At 68.2% G+C, this 22,611-nt stretch carries 20 protein-coding genes; 9 read left to right on the top strand and 11 right to left on the bottom strand.

Features of this window, described 5'->3' with window-relative positions; genetic code table 11:
- Positions 1–16: 16 nt before the first annotated feature.
- The 3 genes from NY1_RS40870 to NY1_RS40860 form a co-directional block, all read right to left on the bottom strand.
- Positions 17–1,246, bottom strand: coding sequence for a cytochrome P450 family protein (locus NY1_RS40870; RefSeq protein WP_067723330.1), 1,230 nt, complete (start codon positions 1,244–1,246; stop codon positions 17–19).
- Positions 1,247–1,259: 13 nt separating this feature from the next.
- Positions 1,260–2,522, bottom strand: a complete 1,263-nt coding sequence (locus NY1_RS40865; RefSeq protein ID WP_067723328.1) for a cytochrome P450 family protein — start codon at positions 2,520–2,522, stop codon at positions 1,260–1,262.
- A gap of 218 nt (positions 2,523–2,740) precedes the next feature.
- Complete coding sequence (locus NY1_RS40860; protein WP_233039471.1) at positions 2,741–3,904, bottom strand: AI-2E family transporter; 1,164 nt, start codon at positions 3,902–3,904, stop codon at positions 2,741–2,743.
- A 164-nt stretch (positions 3,905–4,068) separates the two neighbouring features.
- On the opposite strand from NY1_RS40860, the gene NY1_RS40855 reads away from it, so the two are divergent.
- Both NY1_RS40855 and NY1_RS40850 read left to right on the top strand, forming a co-directional pair.
- Positions 4,069–8,145, top strand: a complete 4,077-nt coding sequence (locus NY1_RS40855) for a Pls/PosA family non-ribosomal peptide synthetase (protein ID WP_084536315.1) — start codon at positions 4,069–4,071, stop codon at positions 8,143–8,145.
- Positions 8,145–9,494, top strand: coding sequence for a M1 family metallopeptidase (locus NY1_RS40850; protein WP_067723340.1), 1,350 nt, complete (start codon positions 8,145–8,147; stop codon positions 9,492–9,494). Before NY1_RS40855 ends, NY1_RS40850 begins: the two co-directional genes overlap by 1 nt.
- A 49-nt stretch (positions 9,495–9,543) precedes the next feature.
- On the opposite strand, the gene NY1_RS40845 is transcribed toward NY1_RS40850, so the two are convergent.
- From NY1_RS40845 to NY1_RS40825, 5 genes are all read right to left on the bottom strand, one after another.
- A complete protein-coding gene (locus NY1_RS40845; protein ID WP_067723326.1) occupies positions 9,544–10,413 on the bottom strand; it encodes an alpha/beta fold hydrolase in 870 nt (289 codons plus the stop codon).
- Positions 10,414–10,415: 2 nt separating this feature from the next.
- Positions 10,416–10,802: a hypothetical protein gene (locus NY1_RS40840; protein ID WP_067723324.1), complete on the bottom strand. Its 387-nt coding sequence runs from the start codon at positions 10,800–10,802 to the stop codon at positions 10,416–10,418.
- A gap of 98 nt (positions 10,803–10,900) precedes the next feature.
- Positions 10,901–11,680 (bottom strand): class I SAM-dependent methyltransferase, encoded by a 780-nt coding sequence (locus NY1_RS40835; RefSeq protein ID WP_067723322.1) that lies wholly within the window; start codon positions 11,678–11,680, stop codon positions 10,901–10,903.
- 35 nt (positions 11,681–11,715) lie between these two features.
- Positions 11,716–12,423 (bottom strand): sporulation protein, encoded by a 708-nt coding sequence (locus NY1_RS40830; RefSeq protein WP_169815487.1) that lies wholly within the window; start codon positions 12,421–12,423, stop codon positions 11,716–11,718.
- A 101-nt stretch (positions 12,424–12,524) separates the two neighbouring features.
- The gene (locus NY1_RS40825; RefSeq protein ID WP_067723318.1) at positions 12,525–13,538 is read right to left on the bottom strand and encodes a glycoside hydrolase family 113 protein; all 1,014 of its coding nucleotides are present in this window, start codon (positions 13,536–13,538) and stop codon (positions 12,525–12,527) included.
- Between the two features lie 105 nt (positions 13,539–13,643).
- Between NY1_RS40825 and NY1_RS40820 the strand changes: the two genes are divergently transcribed.
- Entirely contained in the window at positions 13,644–14,264 is a 621-nt protein-coding gene (locus tag NY1_RS40820; RefSeq protein ID WP_067723315.1) for a TetR/AcrR family transcriptional regulator, read from the top strand.
- Between the two features lie 17 nt (positions 14,265–14,281).
- On the opposite strand, the gene NY1_RS40815 is transcribed toward NY1_RS40820, so the two are convergent.
- Positions 14,282–14,899 carry a hypothetical protein gene (locus NY1_RS40815; protein ID WP_157762832.1) on the bottom strand — a complete coding sequence of 206 codons (618 nt, stop codon included), beginning with the start codon at positions 14,897–14,899 and terminating at the stop codon, positions 14,282–14,284.
- 310 nt (positions 14,900–15,209) lie between these two features.
- Between NY1_RS40815 and NY1_RS40810 the strand changes: the two genes are divergently transcribed.
- From NY1_RS40810 to NY1_RS40795, 4 genes are read left to right on the top strand one after another with little or no spacing between them, the layout of a single operon-like run.
- Complete coding sequence (locus NY1_RS40810) at positions 15,210–15,632, top strand: hypothetical protein (protein ID WP_157762831.1); 423 nt, start codon at positions 15,210–15,212, stop codon at positions 15,630–15,632.
- Between the two features lie 49 nt (positions 15,633–15,681).
- The gene (locus NY1_RS40805; RefSeq protein WP_067723309.1) at positions 15,682–16,269 is read left to right on the top strand and encodes a suppressor of fused domain protein; all 588 of its coding nucleotides are present in this window, start codon (positions 15,682–15,684) and stop codon (positions 16,267–16,269) included.
- A gap of 59 nt (positions 16,270–16,328) precedes the next feature.
- Complete coding sequence (locus NY1_RS40800; RefSeq protein WP_067723307.1) at positions 16,329–17,018, top strand: dioxygenase family protein; 690 nt, start codon at positions 16,329–16,331, stop codon at positions 17,016–17,018.
- A 48-nt stretch (positions 17,019–17,066) separates the two neighbouring features.
- Complete coding sequence (locus NY1_RS40795; RefSeq protein ID WP_084536313.1) at positions 17,067–17,936, top strand: NAD(P)-dependent oxidoreductase; 870 nt, start codon at positions 17,067–17,069, stop codon at positions 17,934–17,936.
- Here the strand turns inward: NY1_RS40795 and NY1_RS40790 are convergent.
- Positions 17,914–18,816, bottom strand: a complete 903-nt coding sequence (locus NY1_RS40790) for a TIGR03619 family F420-dependent LLM class oxidoreductase (protein ID WP_067723303.1) — start codon at positions 18,814–18,816, stop codon at positions 17,914–17,916. The genes NY1_RS40795 and NY1_RS40790 overlap by 23 nt on opposite strands.
- On the bottom strand, positions 18,813–19,451 hold the full coding sequence (locus NY1_RS40785) for a TetR/AcrR family transcriptional regulator (RefSeq protein WP_084536312.1): 639 nt from the start codon (positions 19,449–19,451) through the stop codon (positions 18,813–18,815). Before NY1_RS40785 ends, NY1_RS40790 begins: the two co-directional genes overlap by 4 nt.
- A gap of 104 nt (positions 19,452–19,555) precedes the next feature.
- Between NY1_RS40785 and NY1_RS40780 the strand changes: the two genes are divergently transcribed.
- Positions 19,556–21,142, top strand: a complete 1,587-nt coding sequence (locus tag NY1_RS40780) for an MFS transporter (RefSeq protein ID WP_067723299.1) — start codon at positions 19,556–19,558, stop codon at positions 21,140–21,142.
- A 196-nt stretch (positions 21,143–21,338) separates the two neighbouring features.
- Positions 21,339–22,611 (top strand): DEAD/DEAH box helicase (locus tag NY1_RS40775; RefSeq protein WP_157762830.1); only part of this gene is annotated, 1,273 nt, incomplete at its 3' end.

Raw genomic sequence — 22,611 nt, 5'->3', positions numbered from 1 at the left:
GGCACCCGCCGCCGGGCTACTCCGCCGCGTCCAGGTACACCGGCAGCGCGGTGTGACCGTTGGAGATGAAGCTGCCGATGGGGCTCAATTCGGCCGCGTCCGTGGCGAATCGCAGATTCGGGAACTTGGCGAACAGCGCGGGCAGCGCGATGGCGGCCTCCAGGCGGGCCAGCGGTGCGCCGATGCAGTGGTGCGCGCCGTGCCCGAACGCCACGTGCTGGTCCTTGGTGGCGCGGCGGATATCGAACTCGTCGGTGGTGTCACCGTGGATCTTCGGATCACGGCTGGCCCCGGCGTAGGACGCCAGGATCGCCTCGCCCTGCGGAATGACCTGACCCGCGATCTCGATATCCTCGACCGCGTACCGCAGCGGCAGGTGCGCGACCGGAGCCTGATACCGCAGCGTCTCCTCGATCACGTCCGACCACGGCACTTCATCGCCCACAACGGCTTTGAGCTGTTCGGGATGGGTGAGCAGCGCGGTCACGGCCTGATCGAGGAGGTTGACGGTGGTCTCGTGCCCGGCGTTGATCACCAGCATGAGCGTGTCCACCAGCTCGGCGTCGGTCAGCGCCGACCCGTCGTCGTCGCGCTCGGCGATGATGACCGTGGTGATGTCGTCGCCCGGATTGTCGCGGCGGTAGGCCACGAGTTCACCGATCAGCCGGCCCATTTCGAGATAGTTGGCCATGGCCTGCTCGGCGGTGAAGGAACCGTCGAAGAACCCGTCCACGCACTTGTGGATCGGCCCGTCGAGGTGTTCGGGAATGCCGATCAGCCCACTGATCACCTGGATCGGCACCGGGTAGGCGAACCGCTGCCGCAGGTCCACGGATTCCCCGGCCGGGGTGGCGGCCAGGTCCTCGAGCAGATCGCTGACGATCTTCTCGATGCGTTCGCGCATGGCGGTGGTGCGGCGCGCGGTGAACGCCGGCGACACCAGTTTGCGCAGGCGGCGGTGATCAGTCCCGTAGGCGGTGAACATGTTCTCCGCCACCACCCACGGCAGCAGCGGCCAGGTCTCGGTGATCTCGCCATTACGGAAGGCGGTCCAGTGCTGGCGCGGATCCTTCGATACGCGCGGGTCCGCGAGCAGGCTCTTGAGCACGGCTTGATCGGTGACCGACCACGCTTTCACCCCGCCGGGCAGCTCGACCAGCGCGACGGGTCCACGTTCGCGAATTCGAGCCGATTCACCCTGAATATCCGCACCGGAGGTGTCCAGTACGAGTGGTGTCTGTTCCATCTGTAGCGCTCCTCTATACCGCGCGGGCTGGCGCGGAGCTTGCGGGGAAGGCGACCGGCAGCGCCACCATGGCCCGGTGGAAGGGGCCGGGCCGCCACGAGATCTCGCTCTTGGGCACCGCCAGCCGCAGCTCGGGCAGGATGTCGAGGAGCTGATCGATCGCGTTCTGGACCACCACGTAGGCCACCGAGCGGGCGGGGCAGGCGTGCGGGCCGGCGCTCCAGGCCAGGTGCGAGCGATTGCCGGTGCGATCGCCGCCGGCGATGGCCGGATCGTTGTTGCAGGCCGCCAGGCTGATCATGACGGGCTGATGCGCGGGCAGCCAGGCATTGTCGATCAGGATGGGCTGGCGCGGGTAGCTGATGGAGAAGTTGGCCATCGGCGGGTCGTTGAAGAGCACCTCGTCGAGGGCGTCACGGGTGGAGAGGCTGCCGCCGAGCACATCGCCGCCGAAGCGGTCGTCGGTGAGCATGAGCAGCAGCGTGTTGGTGATCAGGTTCTGCATGGGCTCGATGCCCGCGCCGTAGAAACTCACCAGCTGGTAGAGCATTTCCTCGTCGCTGAGCTTCGAGGAGTGGTGCGCCATGCGGGAAGTCACGTCGTCGCCGGGTTCGGCGCGGCGCAGCGCGATGAGCTCGAGCAGCGCCTCGCTCAGGGTCTGCATACCCCAGGCGGCATTGACGGTGTCGAACAGCGCGGCCATGCCGGTGGCGACGCGGTGCCCCAATTCCGCGGAGCAGCCGACCATTTCATTGAGCACCTGGAACACCAGCGGCAGCGCGTACTGCGAGACCAGGTCGGCCGAACCCTCGGCGGCGAAGGACTCGATGAGCGGGGCGGCGATGCGCTCGACCGCGGAATGCACCGCGTGCAGGTCGATTCCGTCGATAGCGGCGGTGTATGCCCCCCGGTAGCGGGCGTGCGCGGCCCCGGCATTGCGCAGGGCGTTGGGGTACCACTGCATCATCGGCCGGACCGGCGAATCCTCCGGGATGGTCTGCTGCCAGGCGCGCGGATCGGCCGGGAAATGGTCCGGATCGTTGAGGATGCGCAGCGCGGTCTGGTAGTCGATGACCAGGGTGGCGGGCACGTCCGGCGCGAGCTCGATGGGCACCATGGACCCGTACCGCCGCCGCATCTCCCGGTAGGCGGCGTGCGGATCGGCGGCGAATTCCTCAGTGCCCAGCAGGATTCGGGGTCCGTCCACGGAGTTCGGCGAACCGTGACGGACCGGGCAGCCGCCCGTCGCCGATCCCCCGGACATCTGCGTGTTCATCCCCTGGGTCAACTGCCAACCTCACAATCCTTGTCCGACAGCCGGTTTCGGAGGCAGGCGCGCCGGCGAGCGGGTCGCCGGAACGCCGTACCTCGACGGCGGGGCAAGATTAGCAGTACCGGAGGTGGGACTCCCACCTTTGCGGAAGGATTGCAGGTCACCGGACCAAGAGGTGCGACCGGACCAGTTGCGTTGAGCCGCTGGGCATCACGCGCCTATCAGACGGCAGGGTCTGGTTCCGGGTCCGGGTCGCCGGGCACGGGCGCGGGCGCGGTGGCGAGATCGATCTGCTCGCTCACGTACCGGAACACCACCGCGATCACCGCGGCCACCGGCACGGCCAGGAACGCGCCCACGATGCCGTACAGCGAACCGCCCACCGTGATGGCCAGCAGCACCACCACCGCGTGCAACTGCATGCTGCGGCTCTGCAGGATGGGTTGCAGCACATTGCCTTCCAATTGCTGCACCACGATGATGATGGCGAGCACGATCAAAGCCGTGGTGAAACCCTTGGTGACCAGCGCGACCAGCACCGCCAGCGCCCCGGCCACGAACGCGCCGACGATGGGCACGAAGCCGCCGAGGAAGGTCAGCACGGTCAGCACCGCGGCCAGCGGGACGCCGAGAATCACCAGGCCGCCGCCGATCAGCACCGCGTCGATCAAGCTGACCACCGCCTGGGTGCGGATGAAGCCGCCGAGCGTCGCCCACACCCGGTTCAGCACCTCCTCGAGATGGCGGCCGCTCACGCTGCCCATGTTCCGGTGGATCCACGGGAGCAGTTTCGGGCCGTCCTTGACGAAGAAGAACGCCAGCATGAGCACCAGGAACAGGGTCACGATGGCCGAGGTGGCGGTGCTGACGCCGGTGAACACGCCGGTGGCGATGCGTTCGGCGCTGGACTGCACGCGGCTGACGATGGCGTCGACCGCCGAATCCAATTGCTCCTGGCGAATGTTCAGCGGCGGCCCCTGCAACCAGTCGCGAACCTGATTGACGCCCTTGGTCGATTGCGAGGCCAGCTCCGGTGCCTGGTCCACCACGGACGGCACGATGCCCGCGATCACCCCCGCCAGAATGGCGAGCAGGCCCAGGGTGGTGATGGAGGCGGCGAGCGCCGGGCGTAGCCCGTGCTGGGTCAGCCAGCGCGTGGGCGGCCACAGAATGGTGGAGATCACCAAGGCCAGAGCCATGGGCAGCACGGCGACCCAGAATTTGGCGAGCAGATAGTCCAGCACCCAGCCCGCGGCGGCGATGGCGACCAGGCAGACCGACCACTTTGCGAGCCAGAGTATTCCGCGCCCGATGACGACACCGCGTTCGGGCGGCGCGGGATGGCCGTTATGTTCCTGGTCAGTATCGTTCACGGGGTCGCTCACGCCCCCAGTCTGGCATGACACGCCCTGGAACCGGGCGAAGGCGACTTCTGAAACACGGGTACCGTGAGCGGGTGGCCACCCAAATGTTTGCCAATTGGTAACCCTCATATGAAACAACGAACGCCGAAACGCAGGGCCGTTCGATGAGAGGTGGGCTGTACCCGATGCCGCAACCGCAGGCCGACATCACCCCCGACGCGTCCCCGCTGCTGCGGGCCGCGCTGGCGCCCCCGGCCCGCACCCTGGTCGACATCCTCGCCGCCACCGCCGCGGCCTACCCCGACGCCCCCGCCATCGACGACGGCGAACTCGTCCTCTCCTACGCCGAACTCCGCACCGAGATCGACACCGTGGTCACCGCCCTGATCGCCGCCGGTGTCCGCCGCGGCGACCGCGTCGGCGTCCGCATGCCCTCGGGCACCCGCGCGTTGTACATCACGATCCTGGCCGTCCTGCACGCCGGCGCCGCCTACGTCCCCGTCGATGCCGACGACCCCGACGAACGTGCCCGCCTGGTCTTCGGCGAAGCGAAGGTCACGGCCATCGTCACCGCCGCAGGCATCGAAACCCCCTCCGCCGCTACGGAAGCCGCCACTGCGAAAGCCGCCGACCCGTCGACCACGGACACCGCGGACGGCACGCAAACCACGGACGGCACGCGCACCACGGACACCGCGGACGGCACGCAAACCACGGACGGCACGGACGGCACGGACGGCACGGACGAGCCGAATACCGCGGCGGATGACAGTGCTGCCGCTATGGACCACGAACTGCGGAACTCCCCCACCACTGCCGATGACGCGTGGATCATCTTCACGTCCGGGTCTACGGGTACGCCGAAAGGTGTTGCCGTGACGCATCTCAATGCGGCGGCGTTCGTGGATGCTGAGGCACGGCTGTTCTTGCAGGGTGCGCCGATCGGCCCCGGGGATCGGGTGCTGGCCGGTTTGTCGGTGGCGTTCGATGCCTCGTGCGAGGAGATGTGGCTGGCGTGGCGGCACGGGGCCTGCCTGGTGCCCGCGCCACGTGCGCTGGTGCGGACCGGGGCGGATCTGGGGCCGTGGCTGGTGCGACGGGAGATCAGCATCGTGTCCACGGTGCCGACGCTGGCGGCGACCTGGCCCGCGGAGGCCCTGGAGTCGGTGCGGCTGCTGATCTTCGGCGGCGAGGCGGTGCCGCCGGAGCTGGCCGAACGCCTCGCGGGGAATCAGGATTCCGAGCGCGAGGTGTGGAACACCTACGGGCCGACCGAGGCCACCGTGGTCGCGTGCGCGGCGCTGCTGGACGGTTCCTGGCCGATCCGGATCGGGCTGCCCCTGGACGGGTGGGATCTCACCGTGATCGACGCGGCCGGGAACCCGGTGGACGAGGGCGAATCCGGTGAGCTGGTGATCGGCGGCGTCGGGCTGGCGCGTTATCTGGATCCGGCCAAGGACGCGGAGAAGTACGCGCCGCTGCCGTCGGTGGGCTGGGAACGGGCCTATCGCAGTGGCGATCTGGTGCGCAACGACAGCGCGGGCCTGGTGTTCCTGGGCCGCGCCGACGACCAGATCAAACTGGGCGGCAGGCGAATCGAACTGGGCGAGATCGACAATGCGCTCCAGCATCTGCCCGGCGTGACCGCCGCCGCGGCCGCCATCCGGACCACCAAGGCGGGCAACAAGATCCTGGTCGGCTACCTGACCGGCCCCGAGCCGGGCTACGACCTGGCCGCCGCCAGAGCGATTCTCGCCGAACAGCTTCCGGCTCCCCTGGTGCCCCGCCTCGCGGTGGTCGCGGACATGCCCACCCGCACCTCGGGCAAGGTCGATCGCGACGCCCTGCCGTGGCCGCTGCCCAAGGCCGTCGCCGCCACCGCCGAAGCCGGACTCTCGCCGACCGAGCAATGGGTTGCCGGACTGTGGGATTCGATCCTCGGCGCCGAGGTCACCGACCCGAACGCCGACTTCTTCGACCTCGGCGGCGGCTCCCTGGCCGCCGCGCAACTGGTGGCGGCGCTGCGCGAACGCCAACCCACCATCGCGGTCGCCGACCTCTACGACCACCCCCGGCTGGGCGCGCTGGCCGCATTCATGGACGCCAGCGCCCCGACCGTCGCGGTCGAGGAACGGCACGTGGCCCCGGTTCCCTTGCCCGCCCAGCTGTTCCAGGTGCTCGCCACCATCCCGCTCACCACGCTCACCGGTCTGCAATGGCTGACCTGGCTGGCCATCGTCGGCAATATCGCCGCCTGGTCCGGCTCCCTACCCTGGCTGCCGCACCTGTCGTGGTGGTGGACCCTGTTCGCGTTCGTCCTCTTCATCTCCCCACCCGGCCGGATGGCCTTGTGCGTGGCCGGTTCCCGGCTGCTGCTCAGCACCGTCGAGCCCGGCACCCACCCGCGCGGCGGCTCCACCCACCTGCGCCTCTGGGCCGCCGTCCGGCTCTCGGAGGCCAGCGGCGCCGAAAATCTGTCCGGCGCACCCTGGATGGTCCCTTTCGCCCGGGCGCTCGGCGCACGCGTCGGCAAGGGCGTCGACCTGCACACTCTCCCGCCGGTGACCGGCATGCTGGAACTGGGCGACGGTTGCAGCGTCGAACCCGAGGTCGACCTGTCCGGCTACTGGATCGACGGCGATACCGTCCACATCGGCCCGATCGTGATCGGCCCCGGCGCGGTGGTCGGCGCCCGCTCGATCCTGCTGCCCGGCACCAGGATCGGCCGCAATGCCGAGATCTCCCCCGGTTCCGCGGTATCGGGCAAGCTCAAGGCGGAGCAGGAATGGGCCGGTTCCCCGGCGGTGAAAGTCGGTAAGGCACAGCACCGCTGGCCCGCCTGGACCCCCGACCGCGCCCCGCACTGGGTCGCCATCTTCGGCGTCACCTCCATGCTGCTGGCCGCCGTCCCCATCCTCGGCCTGGGCTCCGGCGGCGCGCTCATCGCCTGGTGGATTCGCGACACCACCACCCTCACCGCCGGTCTCGGCCGCGCTTTCGCCATCCTCCCGGTGGCCATGCTGCTCAGCCTCGGCGTGTACGCGGTGGTGACCATCGCGCTGGTGCGCCTGCTCAGTATCGGCTTGGTGGAAGGCCATCATCCGGTGCGCAGCCGCGCGGGCTGGCAGGCCTGGGCCACCGAACGCCTCCTGGATTCCGCCCGCACCTTCCTGTTCCCGCTGTACGCCAGCCTGCTCACCCCGGGCTGGCTGCGGCTGCTCGGCGCGAAGATCGGCAAGAGCGTGGAGGCCTCCACCGTGCTGCTGCTGCCCAAGTTCACCACCGTCGCCGACGGCGCGTTCCTGGCCGACGACACCATGGTCGCCTCTTACGAATTGGGCGGCGGCTGGCTGCGCATCGGTGAGGCCAAGGTCGGCAAGCGCGCGTTCCTCGGCAATTCCGGCATGACCGCCCCCGGCCGCCGCGTCCCCAAAAACGGCCTGGTCGCGGTGCTTTCGGCCGCCCCGTCCAAGGCCAAGGCCGGATCGTCGTGGCTGGGCAGTCCCCCGATCCGCCTGCGCCGCGCCGCCGAGACCGGCGACACCGCACGCACTTTCAACCCGCCGTGGCGGCTGAAGGTCGCGCGCGCCATCGTGGAAACCTGTCGCCTCATCCCCGTCCTGGTGACCTTCGGCATCGGCCTGGGCGTGCTGTTCACCCTGGCCTGGCTGGCCCAGACCCTCGGTCACTTGCCCGCCGCCCTGCTCAGCGGCCTGGTGCTGCTGGCCGCGGGCGCTGTCGCCGGCGCCGCCTCGGTCATCGCGAAATGGCTGCTGGTGGGCCGGATTCGCGCCGAGGAGCACCCGCTGTGGAGCTCGTTCGTGTGGCGCAACGAGGTCGCCGACACCTTCGTCGAACACGTCGCCGCGCCATGGTTCGCGCGCGCCGCGACGGGTACGCCCGTACTGAACGTGTGGTTGCGCGGACTCGGCGCCAAGATCGGCCGCGGGGTATGGTGCGAATCCTATTGGCTGCCGGAGGCCGACCTGGTGACCCTCGGCGATGGCGCGACCGTGGAGCGGGGGTGTGTGGTGCAGACCCATCTCTTCCACGACCGGATCATGGCCATGGACACCGTGACCCTCGGCGCGGGCGCCACCCTGGGCCCGCACTGTGTGGCGCTGCCGGCCGCCAGCATCGGCGCGGGCGCGACCATCGGCCCGGCGTCACTGGTCATGCGCGGCGATTCGGTGCCGCCGTCGACGCGCTGGTGGGGCAATCCCATCGCACCCTGGCCGTCCACTACGGAGGTGAGCCGCTGATGCCGGGCAAGGGCACCGACACACCCATCGACGACTACCTGCCCCAGAACGGGAACCGCGGCTACCGGGTGTCCCGCTACGACCTGGAGCTGGTGTACAAGGTCGCGGCGAACCGGCTGGCCGGGCGCGCCGAGATCACCGCGGTCACCACCGAGGTGCGGGATCGGTTCGCGCTGGACCTGTCCCAGTCCCTGGCGGTGTCGAAGGTCTTCGTCAACGGCGTGAAAGTGGCGCGCTACACCCATCAGCGCGGCAAGCTGACCATCACCCCGCAGCAGCGGATCCCGGCGGGCGGCGTGCTGGCCATGGTTGTGCAGTACGCGGGCCCGCCCAAGCCGATTCGCGGTCTGTGGGGCGAGGTCGGCTGGGAGGAATTGACCGACGGCGCGCTGGTGGCCAGTCAGCCCAATGGCGCGGCGTCCTGGTTCCCGTGCGACGACCATCCGAGTTCCAAAGCCAGCTACCGCATTTCGATCACCACCGATTCGCCGTACTACGCGCTCGCCAACGGCACGCTCGTGCGCAAGCAGACCAAGGCCAGCCAAACCACCTGGGTGTACGAGCAATCCGAGCCGATGGCCAGCTATCTGGCGACCATTCAGATCGGCCAGTACCGCAAGCAGCGCATCGACGCGCCGCGCGGATCGGTGCCCATGCAGGCGATTCTGCCGCCGCGGCTGCGGGTGGAGTTCGAGCACGATTTCGCCCGGCAGCCGCGCATGATGGAGGTGTTCACCGAGAAGTTCGGGCCGTACCCGTTCGAGGGGTACACCGTGGTGGTCACCGACGACGAGCTGGAAATCCCCATCGAGGCGCAGGGCATCTCCACCTTCGGCGCGAATCACTGTGACGGGCACCGGGGTTCGGAGCGCCTGGTCGCGCACGAGCTGGCGCACCAGTGGTTCGGCAACAGTCTCACCATTCGCCGCTGGCGCGATATCTGGCTGCACGAGGGCTTCGCCTGTTACGCGGAGTGGATCTGGTCGGAGGCGTCGGGCGGCTCCAGCGCCGACCGGCAGGCCCGCGCCGCGCACGAGATGCTGGCGCGGCTCCCCCAGGACCTCACGCTCGCCGATCCCGGACCGGAGCGCATGTTCGACGATCGGGTGTACAAGCGGGGCGCGCTGACCTTGCACGCCCTGCGCCTGGAACTCGGTGACCGCGCGTTCTTCGATCTGCTGCGGGAATGGACAGCGCGGTATCGGCATGCTTCGGTCACCACCGACGAATTCACCGATCTGGCCGGGCATTACAGCGCCGGATCGCTGCGGCCGCTGTGGGACAGCTGGCTGTACGCGCGGCCGCTACCGCCGTTGCCGCACGAGCATCGGCCGTCTCGACCGGCGTAGCCGAGGGGAACCGCCGCGTGCTCCGCTGCGATTCCCCCGCGCGATCCGTTCAGTCCTGAGCGTCGAGGACTTCGCGCAGCTTGCGCCCGAAAGCTTCCGGCTGACCGGCGTACGGGTGGTCGCCGCCCACGAATCCGCCGTGATGGCTGGGGAATACGGTCGCTTCCTGACCGAGCAGCGCCGCGGTGGCCGTGGAGGTGCGCGCGGTGAACGTGCCCGCGGATTCCTCACCCACCGCGATCACGACCCGGGTCGGCGCGGCGGTCAGGGCGGCGACGTCGGGCTGATATCCGCTGACGGCCCAGGAGTGGTCCGACAGCAGCGGATCGTCACGCGTGCCGTCGTCCTCGGTGGACATGCCGAACATGGCCGGATCGGGGGCGGGCTGGGCGAAGTACTCGTCGGTGTACTCACCCTGCCAGGAAGTCATGGCGATGAACGCGGCCATGCCCGCGCCGGATCCCTTGGCCTCGTACACTTCTCGCACTCCGGCCCGGGCGCGTTCGGACGCGGCGGCATCCGGCAGCACCGGAATGACCGGCGGCTCGTGGGCGACCAGCGTGCGCACGTCGCCGGGGTGCGCGGTGACCAGGGCGAGCCCGGTGACCGCGCCGCCACTGCTGCCGAACACCTCGACCGGCCCCGCCCCGAGTTCGGCGATGAGCGCGTGCAGATCCTCGGCCTGCTGCTGGGGCGTGTTCTCCACGCGCCCGTCCTTGCGTTTGCTGCGGCCGAGCCCGCGCGGGTCGTAGGTGACCACGGTGCGATCCGGGAACTGCGCGGCCAGATCCGCGAATCCGTCCGCGCACATCGGCTGCCCGATCATCAGCAGCGGCGCCCGCCCGTCGGCGGTCGGCAGCGGCCCGTGCACGTCGAACACGATGTCGGCATCGGGCAGTTCGAGGGTATGAGTCGTCATATCTATACCGACGCCGTGTCGGTCCGGAATTCATCGGTGCGTCCGCTGATCCGGATCCGCGAGCCCGCCAGCCACCCCGAATAGGTGCGCCGCCCGTGCTCTCGCTCCACCCGCGTGGTGATCTCGGTCAGCCGCAATCCCGCCGCCCACGCCAGCAGCTGCTCGTGCACTCCTGCCGGATACCGACCCGGTTCCACCCGCCCCCGGAATTCCACCTCGGTCCCCTCCGCGTCCGGCAGCGCGAACACCCCGCGATTCCACACCCACACCAGCGGCGGCAAGGACACCCCGGCCTCGCTCTCGGCCCGCGCGTTCACCGCATCGGAGACCGCGTCGGCCGCTTCCCTGGTCAGCAGAACCGTCTGCGCCTCAGTGATGTAACCCGTCATGCCCCCACCATCACACCACCGGCCCCCGAATGCCTGTCACCGCACGATGCGCGTGTCGCCTGTCAGTTATCAGTGCAACCGCCCAGTTCTCATCGCGGTCACCGCACCACGGCGCGAATCACCCTGGTACGCATGGGCAATTCGAACTCCCCGCCGCCCGTCTCCGGTCGCGATTTCAAGAAATCCAGAATCCGGTCCAGCAGGTCCGCTCGTTCCTTTTCCGGAATCACCACCGTATGCGAATGGGTTCCGATTGTGGCGGTGAGGCTTTCGGCGGTCCGCACCTGCGAGTGCGGGAATTCCTTCCGCTCGAACGGAAAAAGCAGCGGATGCTCCGGCAACCCGTCGCTGTTCCATCGCTGCGTCGAAACCGAACTGCGCGACAGGCGATCCAGCTCGGCAACCCATTCGACCGAATCGTCATGCCCGTTCCAGAGCGCCGCCACCACCCCACCGGGCCGCAGCACCCGCACCATCTCCGGAATGGCCCGCCCCAGATCGAACCAATGAAACGCCTGCCCCGCCAGCACCGCGTCCACCGAATCATCGGGCAGCGGAATAGATTCCGCGGTCCCAGCCAACGTCGGCACCCCGGGGTAGCGCTGTTCCAGCGCACCCCGCATCTCCACATCAGGCTCCACCGCCGTCACCCCCGCCCCGGCCGCGAGCAGCACACCGGTCAATTTGCCAGTGCCCGCACCAATATCGAGCACGGAGACTCCACCGCGCTCCGCGACGGGTTCCAACGCCCAACGGACCGCCGCAATCGGATAATCCGGTCGATGCTCGTCATAGACAGCGGCCTGCGCCCCGAACGAGTTCGCCCGCCGCTCCACTATCGCGCGATCTGCTATCTCCCACTCACTGTTTCTCCCCATTCGGCCATGTTATGCCGCCGAGCCCTGCCCCGGAGTCACGCTCCCTCACCGAACTTGGCGAGCTGTTCGCGCATAGCATCGATCAGGTCGTCCTCACCGACCTCCGAATGATCCAGGTACAGCGAGCCGTAGACCGCCTTGGACGGCGGATCCGACTCCATGATCGCCTCGACACCGTCCTCACCGGCCAGCAATGAGACGCGCACCCGATTGATCCCCGAGCATTCCGGCACGGCCTCGAAGTCGACCGACTGATACACGAGCAGTTCACGTTCCAGACCGCGAAGCCAGCCGTCCTCGAGCACCGCGGCATGCGGCCGGAAGCCGAGACTGGTCAGCGCGGAATGTATCTCGGCTTGCGCCGGCAACGGCAGCACGGATATCGGGGTGGTGGCGGCAACGTAGCGGCCCTCGTCGATACCGACGCTGGTGACGATCTCGACTTCCATGCCCGGCAGCGACCGGTCCGCGACGATGGTGAGTGGCGTCTCGAAGGACAGCGGCAATTCGAATTCGACGGTGCGAATTTCCCCGGCTTCCAAGTGATATTCGCGCAGCAATTCACTACGGTGAATCACGCAGTCCCGACGGCCATCACCCGAGCCGGTCCCCCAGTACGTCACGATTTCGAGCGTGAGCCCGGTGACGTCCCCGCCAGACTCCCCAGCACGCAAAAGAACTGTTCCACTGACCGTTTCGCCAGGACACACCCGCGCGGTCCGCACAACGGTTTCGACTCCCACGGCCACACTTCTGGACGGTTGCTCCAACACCCGACCAGAGTCTCACAGACCCCATAAGGAAACGAACGACGCACGATTGCGCGCGCGGCGGATAGCCGATCTCAATGGGAGCGATAGAAGTCGGCTACGGCGGTGAAGGCTTGTTTGGGTTCCCACGGCAGGTCCGGATAGGTGGTTCCGTGCCGGTCGTCGAAGGTGCGGACGATGCCGTAGCTGGCGAGGTCCAGATCGGTCAGCGGGTCGGCGCGGTGCACGTGGTCGTAGAGGGCGAAGGTGAAGACGAAGGTGGTGTCGATGCCGCCTTCGTCGAACGCGGTCAGGAGTTCGCGCAGGCAGGCGGCTTGGGCGGGTTCGTCGCGTAGGTATTGCCCGTCCAGGCGGACCGGCCCGCGCTCATCGTATTCGACGATGTCGAGGCCGTGTGCGCCGCGATCGGTCGCACCCTGGAAAGTGGCGCAGCCGAATTCGGTGACGGCTACCGGCATGCCTTGCGCCACGAGGGCTTTCACGCCCGCTGCGAATTGGCCGGCGATTTCGGCGGAGCGGTAGAGGTCGACCGACATGATGTCGAACAAGGTCCAGTCCACGCACTCGAGGGGAACGCTGGCATAGGTCACCTTGCCGCCGAAGCGCTTACGCACCTGGGTCACCGCTTCGGTGAGGAACTCGTTGATACGAGTGCCCAGATCGGCGATCCGTTCGGCCCTGTCGTCACCACCGAGCAGACCCCGCACCCGTTCGCCGACCGAGTCCCCGGGCAGGAAACCCGGTGCCATCAGGCTCAATTCGGCTCCGGTCACGAAAACCACGTCCGCACCGCTCACCCGGATCCGTTCCGCGCGCTCGGCGCAGTCGATCAGCAAGGCGAGCATGGCGTCGGCGTCCTGCTCCAGCGGATAGGGCGAAACCCAGACTTCCAGGCCGAGATCCGCCGCCAGCCGCGCCGCGCATTCGATTCGCCCGGCATCACCGCCCATGACACGAACCGCGGTGCAGTGCAGGTCGTCGCGAATGATCCGCAGTTCGCGCGCCACCTCGCCGGGGTCGAATCGCTCGCGGGAGGTGCCGCCGGCCCGCACGAAACCGGTGTCGTAGCTGATGCCCTTCGAACGCATGGGTCACTTCCTTCTATTAAGGTACGTCAAGTACCCTAATTGCATTCACCCTGTGATCGCAACAACAATGCGAAGGTACGTCCGGTACCGATCCGAGGAGTAGCCGTGCCAGCAGACCCTGCGGACCACACGTCCGGCGCGCCGACCCGGCGGCGCGGCGCGGCGCTGGAGGAGGCGATCCTCGAGGCGGCCGCCGCCGAACTGACCGCCTCCGGATACGCGGGCCTGACCATGGACAAGGTCGCCACGCGGGCGGGCACCAACAAGAACGCCCTGTACCGCCGCTGGCCCAATCGGCTCGCGCTCGGCATCGCGGCCTACCGCCGGCTCACCACCACCGTCCCGGCCCCGGACACCGGCAGCCTGCGCGGTGACGCACTCGAATTGCTGCGGCAGGCCAACCGGCATTGGAGTTCACCGCTCGGCGCCATCCTGCGGGAACTGCTGGCCGCGGCGGGCGGCGCGGCCGAATTCCTCGCCCAATTACAAGATCAGTCCGGTGACGCCGCCGCCGCACCGTGGCTGACAATCCTCGGCCGCGCCGTGGCGCGCGGCGAGGCAGCACCGGAATCCCTGCGCCCGCGAGTCGCCACAGTCGCAATCGTCCTGCTACGCAATGAGTTCGTGGTGCGTGGGATCCCGTCCGCCCCCGACGAAGTACTGGTGGAAATCGTCGACGAGGTCTATCTACCGCTGGTGCTGCGACATCCACCGGCATCCCGATAGCTGTGTCATATCCGCGCTCACGAGCCCCATGCGGAGCCGAACGACGCACGATTACGCGCGCGACGGATAACGACGGTGACGATGATGACCGCACCGGCGAGGCATCCGGTCACCGCAATCGCGATCGCGATCCCCACGGTCTTCCACGCACCCGAGCCCACCCCCTCACCGACCGCGACAGTGACGCCGGAATTGTCCTGGGCGGCCAGCCGGTAGATCCCGCCTCGATCGGTATGAAAGCTGTACCCGGCCCGACCTTCGAAATCGTTGATCCAATAGGTAGTCGTAGTGCTGAAGGTACTCAACCGAACAACCCGGCCAGCCGGATCGGTAAGCGTGACAGCCACATCCTTGCCGGGCCCTTCCTCAGAGGCCCCTCCATACTCGAAATAAATCGTATAGTCATGATCCGCAACCAAATTCACATTACCCGCCCCCGGCGCCTGAATACGCTGAAACTGCCCAACCTTCTCCGGCATCTGAAACACAACGCTCAACCCGAAAACCGCCGCCCCGACGATTCCCGCCACAATCGCCGCAACACCAGGAACCACCCACCACAGCGACGGCCCGGTACGCCGCGGCGAACGCCCCCACGGCTGCTCAGGGTGCGGGAAAAACCCCGAAAAACTCATGGCCCGAATCCTATGCGGACATACCTAACAGGGCCGGACGTTCCCGCGATGGCCCCTGTCCGACGATCAGCTTCGCTCCATGGTCAGATGGATGTCAGCGACTCCGACGAACGAACCGATCCGGGCTCGTGCGGGTGTAGCGCCGAAACATGTTGGGGGATATCGATGACTGCCGCCGTCACCGAGCTCGTAGCCAAGCTGCGAGCGCTGGCTGTCGAGATGCCGGATCGCATTGCTTTGTTCCGAGGGTTCAGCGAGGCTGAGCTTGTGATGGCCCGGTTGATCCCGTGAGGCGGCAAACGCGTTGCAGGTGCATGATCCTGCCAACGGCGACTTCTACTACATGAATATCGATCGGGAAACCGGTGCGTGGGGACCGATCCTGGCGTGCTCTACGGACTACGAGGATGCCTACGCCTATCTGGCGACCTCACTGCTGAGCTGGTGGGACCGCATTGCGGATGTGCTTGCCGCGTCGTCAACCGATGACGGCTGGGAATCAGTGGTGCACCCGTGGAGCTTCCACGATCCCGACCTCGAACCACAGGCATGGCGTGACCTGCGCGCCGAATTGTCGCCCGCCGAGCAGGCCGCGCTGGGCGACCTCGATGACGACACACAGTTGATCGATCTGCACCGGTACACGCCGCCGGTGTCCTTGGAAGTCTTCTCACCGTTCACCCTCGAATGCCGTCTCGACGGCCGGTTCGCGATCATCCGGCCACGCGACTGACCGGACGTGTTCTGCGGCTGTCGAATCGGATCCACTAGCATCCCGATGGATGTCATATCCGCATGCCGACCCAGACCGCTTCGAGCAGCTCCTAGCGCATGTCGAACGCCACCTCGGCCCGGTGACCCACGGGCAGGGGCCGTTGGTGGATCGGCGGAATCGGGGGTTCGCCGTCGGGTTCCATCGGCATCGGAGTATTTCGATGGTGTCGGCGGCGACCACGGGGGTGCGGTTTCAGCGGGTGGAGGCGGTGCTGCCGGTGGAGTGCGTGGTGTCGGCGCTGTCCGAGCAGGAGGATGAGGCGGCGTATCTGGTGCATGTGGGGGCCGCGCGGGTCATCGAGAACGGTCGGGGCTACGAGTACGGGCAGGGGTATCTGAACGCCGAGCCGCTGATTCCTGGGACGGGCATCGAATTCCTGTTGGCCTGGACGCATCTGGCGACCGGGCCCGAGTTCGATGTCTTCCATGACGAATACGGTGATCCCGCATTGCGTTTCGTCACTTTCGTGCCCGCCACCCGCGCGGAATACGAGCAGGTGTGGGCCCAGCGCGGACCGGACGCACTGTTTCGGCTGTGGGAGACGCGGGGCACGAATCTGTTCGATCTCTACCGGCCGTGCGCGGTCACCGCTTAGCGGCATTCGGGTAGTCGAGTACTCGCGTGCATCCCGCCGCGACGGCGCACGCTGCACCCATGAGCATTTCCCGGAATTCGAGTCAGCGCGGCATCGGCGTCGCGGCGGTGCCCGCCGAAGGACCCGGCCCCTATCCCGCCGACGGCAGCAATGGACCCGATGTCCTGCTCGACGCGGCGGTGGTGCGGTCGGATATCCGGTCCAGTTTCGGACCGTACGCGGGTGTGGCGCCGGGTGTTTCGATGACGCTGCGACTGTGGTTGCGAGATCTGGGACGGGGCGGTGCGACCGGGGCGGGGATGGCCGTGTACGTCTGGCATTGCGATCGGGACGGCAGGTACTCCCTGTACGACGGCGGGGTCGCCGATCAGAACTATCTGCGGGGCGTGCAGGTGGCGGATGCGAACGGGGGCATCACGTTCACCTCGGTCTTCCCGGCTTGCTACGCGGGACGGTGGCCGCACATCCACTTCGAGGTGTTCGATTCACTGGGGTCCGCGATGGCGCGGGAGCCGGCGCGTCTCACCTCGCAGATCGCACTGCCCCGGCCGGCATGCCAGGCGGTCTATGCCTTCGATCCGGGATACGCGCGCAGTCTCGCCGAACTCGCACACGTGTCGCTGGAAACCGACAAGGTGTTCCGCGACGGCTGGAATACCGAACTCGCCACCGTGGTCGGCACACCCGCCGAGGGATTACGGATCTCGCTCACGGTCGGCGTCGCACCCTCGCGCCCGACCCGGACCTGATCAGCGGGTTCGGGTTTCGCGTGCACCGATGGCCGGTACGCTCCCGCCGTGGCGAAGATCGGGTTTCTCGGCGTGGGCCGAATGGGTGCGGGCATGGCGGGCCGAATGCTGGACGCCGGGCATCAGGTGACGGTGTTCAATCGGTCGCCCGGCAAAGCGGCAGCGCTGGTGGCGCGAGGTGCGCAAGCAGCGGAGTCACCGCGCGCGGCCGCCCGCGACGCCGACATGATCATTTCGATGGTGGCCGAGGACCGGGCTTCCCGCGCGATGTGGCTCGGCGACCAGGGGGCGCTGGCCGGTGCCGCGCCCGGGACCTTCGCCGTCGAATGTTCCACCTTGTCGCGCCCGTGGGTGCTGGAGCTGGCGAAACACGCTGCCGCACACCAGCTCCGGTATCTCGATTCGCCGGTGACTGGCCTGCCCAGCGCCGCCGCGGCCGGTGAGCTGGCGTTGTTCATCGGGGGCAATACCGCCGACCTCGAGGCGGCTCGACCGCTGCTGGAACCGCTGTGCAATCGAATCGTCCATTTCGGCGAGGTCGGTGCGGGCACGTCGTACAAGCTGGTCCAGAACCTGCTCGGGTCCATTCAGATCGCCGCCACCGCCGAGTCGCTGCGCACCGCCGAGCTCGCCGGTCTCGATCTCCCGACGGTGGTGGAGGCACTTTCCCGCAGTGTCGCGGCCAGCCCCACCGTGATTCGCGTGGCCGAAGCCATGCTCGAGGGAGCGCACGACCGGGACATCCCGTTCACGGGCACACTGCGGCTGAAGGACACCCGCATCGGCGTCGAATCGGCCGACAGCGTCGGTGCTCCGATCGCCTTGGGCCATGCCGTACTCGGCATCTTCACCCGGCTGGTGGACGCCGGTCACGGCGAGCTGAGCGAAACCAAGGTCATCGATCTGCTGCGGGAGTGAGCGGTTCGAAGCAACTCAGCCGGGTGAGCGCATCGAGCTGCTCGAGATAGTGGTTCAGCGATTCGTGCCGCACCCGCGGCTGCACAATGGTCGCGCCCGCCGCCGCCAGCGCGCCGATCACCGCTTCGGCACGGTCGGGCGCGGCGATCGGATCGATCACTTCCGCCGTACCCACCACCACCTCGAATTCCTTTGCGGCGGGCTCGTATCGGGACAGCTTTTCCCGCACCAGCTCCGGCGTGACACCGGCGGGCAGCCATCCGTCACCCAGCGCGGTAGCCCGGCGCACCGCCGCATCGCTGGATCCACCGACCCAGATAGGCATGCGCTCCTGCACCGCATGCGGCTCCACCACCAGACCATCGAATCGGTAATACCTGCCCGAGAATTCCGGCTTACGCTCCCCCAACGCCACCCGCAACGCGGCGATCGACTCGTCGGCCCGCCGCCCGCGATCGGTGAACGATGCGCCGAGCAACTCGAATTCCTCCCGCGCCGTACCGACACCCACCCCGAGCACCACCCGGCCGGAGCTGATCACATCCAGCGTTCCGTACCGCTTGGCGATCGCCAGCGGATGGTGATAGCCCAGCACGAGCACGCTGGGACACAAGCGAATTCGCGCGGTCCGGGCCGCCAGATACGACAGCGTCGCCAGCGGATCCCAATACCGCGTCCCCCGCGACCCGCCCAGCATCGCCGACGCGGAATGCTCCGCCACCGCCACATGCTCACTGCACGTCACATGATCGAACCCCAGCCGGTCGGCGGTCTCGGCGATCCGCGCGATCTCCGCGATCCCGGCCGTCCGCTCCCATTCCGGCGTACGGCCCGGGATCTCCAGCACCACCGGCGTGCTGATGCCCATGCGAATACTCATGCGATACCGCCTTCGGGTGCGCGATGCGTGGCCAGGAAATCGTCGACGATACGTTCGCAATCGGCCTGGGTGGTGGGACGCAATTCCACCAGACGCAGGAAGACGATCGGGCCCAGCAGCTGGGCCAATCCCAGTGTGCGGTCGAAATCGCCGAGTTCGGTTCGGGCAGCGGGACTGTCCAGCACACGATCGAAGGGCTCGCGGTAACGCTCGATCACCCGGGCGCGCAGGGAATCCGGGGCAATGAATCGCGCGGCTGGGTCCCGGTCACCGGTCGACCCGAGCCCCAGCCACGCCAGCGTGGTCACGTGCACCGGCACCTGATCGATGACCGCGGCCTGGCGCAGCAGCAGATCGATCAATTGCCGCCGCACCGAATCATCCGGATCCGGTGCTTGGATCTGCGGCAGCAACCGTTCGAAGGCCGCCCCGATCAACCCCGCGCTATTGCCGAAGTTCCGGTACAGCGTGGTGCGCGCAACCTTGGACACGCTCGTCACCGCCTCCACCGTCACCGCCTGCACCCCGCCGGAGATCAGCAATTGCGTTGCGGCGTCCAGCAATCGGTCGCGGGAACGCTGCCGGCGCGGATCGATGGGCTCGCCCCGGTGGTCGTCGCGCGCGGATTGGTCCATCCGAGCATCATGCCGCATCCAAACCCTTTCGTGATCAAGGGCATTCGAGTTACGCTACCGACGGTAGCGTAGCGCTACTGCCAGTAGCGTTTCCTGGAGGTCCGATGACGGCCCCGCACACCGAACTCCGGCCCGCGCCGCCTTCCGCACGCGCCCTGCGCTGGACCCTGACGGTGTCCTGCGCGGCGGTCGCGCTCGTGATCGCGTCCATGGCGGCGCTGTACACCGCGTTGCCGCAGATCGCGGTGACGACCGGCGCCACGCAGGCGCAATTGACCTGGGTGGTGGACGGTTACACGCTCGCGCTCGCCTGCCTGGTGCTGCCGGGCGGGGCGCTCGGGGATCGGTACGGGCGGCGCGGGGTGCTGATCGCCGGGCTGGTGGTGTTCTGTGCCGGGGCGGTACTGCCGCTGCTGCTGCGGGATCCCGCGTGGTTGATCACGGCCCGCGCGCTCTCGGGAGCGGGTGCGGCGCTGGTCATGCCGTCCACCCTGTCGATGCTGACCGCCGGGTTCCCGGAGGAGTTGCGGGGCAGGGCGATCGGATTGTGGGCCGGGGTCGCGGGTGCGGGCGGCGGTGCGGGGCTGCTGGGTTCCGGACTGATCATGCAGCGCTGGGAATGGCCCGCCATCTTCGTCGGATTGGCCGTGGGCGCGGGTGTATTGGCGGTGGCGGCGGTGTGGATTCCCGAATCCCGCGACACCAGCCGCCCGCGTATCGATTTCGCGGGCGCGGGCGCCTCGGCGCTGGCGGTCGGGCTGTTCGTCGCCGCCGTCACCGAAGCACCGCATCGGGGTTGGCTGGACCCGCTCACGCTCGGATTGTTCGGCGGCGCGCTGGTCGCGCTCGGCCTGTTCGTGCTGGCCGAACTGCGGGTGAGCCATCCCCTGCTGCCCATCCGGCTGTTCGCGGGGCGCGGGTTCTCCAGTGGAATCGTCTCGCTCACACTGCAATTCCTGGTGACCTTCGGCGTGTTCCTGCTGCTGGTCCAGCATCTGCAATTGATTCTGAGCTATTCGCCGCTGAAGTCGGCGGCGGCGCTCGTTCCGATGATGCTGCCGGTGGTCTCGCTGTCCATCGTCGCGCCGTGGCTCACCGATCGCATCGGCCTGCGCGTGATGACCTGCACCGGAATGGCGATTCTCGCAGCGGGATTGCTCATGATGACCCGCATCACCGTCCACACCGGGTACCTCGGCGTGCTGTGGCCGATGCTGATCAGCGGTATCGGCCTGGGGTTGTGCGCGACTCCGGCCACCGCGGCCATCGTCGCCGGCACGCCCGTCGAGAAGCACGGTGTCGCGGCCGCGGTGAACGACGCCACCCGGGAAATCGGCGCGGCCATCGGCATCGCGCTGGCCGGGAGCCTGCTAGCGGCCGGTTACCGCGATCGCATCCGCCCGGCCCTGCCCCGGCTGCCCGCAGCGGTCCGCGAACCCGTCGCCGACTCCCTCGCCGCCGCGCTCGCCGTCGCCGATCGCGCCGGACCCGCCGGGCGGCCGCTCGCCGACTTCGCCAAAGAATCCTTCGTGCACGGAAACTCGCAGGCCACCCTGGTGCTGGCGGTGATCGCGGCCGTCGGCTCGGCCCTCGCGCTCGCCGCGCCGGGCCGCCCGCGACGCGATCTCGATCACCCGATTGACGTTGCTACCCGCGAGTCGGCTAGACTCTCGAACGACCAAAGTTTTTGATCATGGATGTGACACGGTCACATCAAGCGTCGTAGATCGCTACCACTTCGCAAGCAGCCCCAACTGCGCGGCAAGCTTTCCTTACGGCGATCGATTTTGCCCATCGGCAATCTCGCCATTCGTGCCCCCGGCGCGGACCTGTCGTCCGCAGCACGGCTCGGGCACCACCCGATGCCCGAAAGGCACTGCTACACATATGAATTCCACCCCTGCCACCTTCGCGTCCCTCGGTGTGAAGGAACCGCTCGTGCGTGCGCTCACCGCCGCCGGCATCACCGCCCCCTTCCCCATCCAGGCCGACACCCTGCCGGATTCGCTGCGGGGCCGCGATGTGCTCGGCCGCGGCAAGACCGGCAGCGGCAAGACCCTCGCCTTCTCCATTCCCATGATCGATCGCCTGGCCGGTGACCTGGCCGGTAAGCGCGTGCCGAATCGCCCGGTCGGGCTGGTGCTGGCGCCCACCCGCGAGCTGGCCACCCAGATCGCGGCGGCGATGGACCCGCTGGTCTCGGCCTACCGCATGACCGTCACCACCATCTTCGGCGGCGTCTCGCAGCATCGTCAGGTGCAGGCGCTCAAGCGCGGCGTGGATATCGTCGTGGCCTGCCCCGGCCGGCTCGAAGACCTCATGAAGCAGGGCCTGATCAGCCTCGACGCCGTCGAAGTGACCGTCATCGACGAAGCCGACCACATGGCCGACCTGGGCTTCCTGCCCGCCGTCACCCGCATCCTGGCCGCCACCCCCGAACACGGCCAGCGGCTGCTGTTCTCCGCGACCCTGGACAACGGCGTGAACAAGCTCGTGAAGCGCTTCCTGCCCGAAGCGGTGCTGCATTCGGTCGACGAAGCCAACTCCCCCGTCGCCGCTATGACCCACCACGTCTTCGAGGTCAAGACCGCCGATGCGAAGCGCGCCGTCGTGCACCGCCTCGCCTCCGGCACCAGCCGCCGAATCCTGTTCACCCGCACCAAACATCAGGCGCGCAAACTCGCCAAGCAGCTCACCGTCTCCGGCATCCCCGCCGTGGACCTGCACGGCAACCTCTCCCAGCCCGCTCGCGACCGCAACCTGGCCCTCTTCGCCGAAGGCTCGGCCAAGGTCCTGGTCGCCACCGACGTGGCAGCCCGCGGCGTCCACGTGGACGGCGTGGAACTCGTTGTCCACGTCGACCCGCCCGCCGAGCACAAGGCCTACCTGCACCGCTCCGGCCGCACCGCTCGCGCCGGCAGCGCCGGCGACGTCATCACCCTGATCCTCCCCGACCAGCGCGCCGACCTCACCGCCCTGATGCGCAAGGCGAAAATCGACGTCAAGCCCCAGCCGGTCACCCCCGACTCCCCCGCCGTAGCGGCCCTCGTCGGCACCGTGGCCCCCCTCGTGGCTCTCCCCCACGTCGAATCCCACCCCGTCGACACCGCCGACGACCGCGCCACCGGTCCCCGCCGCCGCCCCCGCAACCGCGGCGCCG

This window comes from Nocardia yamanashiensis NBRC 100130 (assembly GCF_001613325.1).
In the GTDB taxonomy this organism is placed as follows: Bacteria; Actinomycetota; Actinomycetes; order Mycobacteriales; family Mycobacteriaceae; genus Nocardia; species Nocardia yamanashiensis.
Note: the sequence above shows the minus strand (reverse complement) of the source record. Positions and strands in the feature narration are given on the sequence as shown.

What these genes read in the sequence shown, in the direction of transcription:
- NY1_RS40805 (WP_067723309.1), top strand. Translation starts at nt 15,682, where the DNA reads ATGTCATATCCGCATGCCGACCCAGACCGCTTCGAGCAGCTCCTAGCG.
- NY1_RS40785 (WP_084536312.1), bottom strand. Translation starts at nt 19,451, where the DNA reads ATGGACCAATCCGCGCGCGACGACCACCGGGGCGAGCCCATCGATCCG.
- NY1_RS40800 (WP_067723307.1), top strand. Translation starts at nt 16,329, where the DNA reads ATGAGCATTTCCCGGAATTCGAGTCAGCGCGGCATCGGCGTCGCGGCG.
- NY1_RS40855 (WP_084536315.1), top strand. Translation starts at nt 4,069, where the DNA reads ATGCCGCAACCGCAGGCCGACATCACCCCCGACGCGTCCCCGCTGCTG.
- NY1_RS40840 (WP_067723324.1), bottom strand. Translation starts at nt 10,802, where the DNA reads ATGACGGGTTACATCACTGAGGCGCAGACGGTTCTGCTGACCAGGGAA.
- NY1_RS40845 (WP_067723326.1), bottom strand. Translation starts at nt 10,413, where the DNA reads ATGACGACTCATACCCTCGAACTGCCCGATGCCGACATCGTGTTCGAC.
- NY1_RS40835 (WP_067723322.1), bottom strand. Translation starts at nt 11,680, where the DNA reads ATGGGGAGAAACAGTGAGTGGGAGATAGCAGATCGCGCGATAGTGGAG.
- NY1_RS40870 (WP_067723330.1), bottom strand. Translation starts at nt 1,246, where the DNA reads ATGGAACAGACACCACTCGTACTGGACACCTCCGGTGCGGATATTCAG.
- NY1_RS40850 (WP_067723340.1), top strand. Translation starts at nt 8,145, where the DNA reads ATGCCGGGCAAGGGCACCGACACACCCATCGACGACTACCTGCCCCAG.
- NY1_RS40815 (WP_157762832.1), bottom strand. Translation starts at nt 14,899, where the DNA reads ATGAGTTTTTCGGGGTTTTTCCCGCACCCTGAGCAGCCGTGGGGGCGT.
- NY1_RS40780 (WP_067723299.1), top strand. Translation starts at nt 19,556, where the DNA reads ATGACGGCCCCGCACACCGAACTCCGGCCCGCGCCGCCTTCCGCACGC.
- NY1_RS40825 (WP_067723318.1), bottom strand. Translation starts at nt 13,538, where the DNA reads ATGCGTTCGAAGGGCATCAGCTACGACACCGGTTTCGTGCGGGCCGGC.
- NY1_RS40790 (WP_067723303.1), bottom strand. Translation starts at nt 18,816, where the DNA reads ATGAGTATTCGCATGGGCATCAGCACGCCGGTGGTGCTGGAGATCCCG.
- NY1_RS40865 (WP_067723328.1), bottom strand. Translation starts at nt 2,522, where the DNA reads ATGAACACGCAGATGTCCGGGGGATCGGCGACGGGCGGCTGCCCGGTC.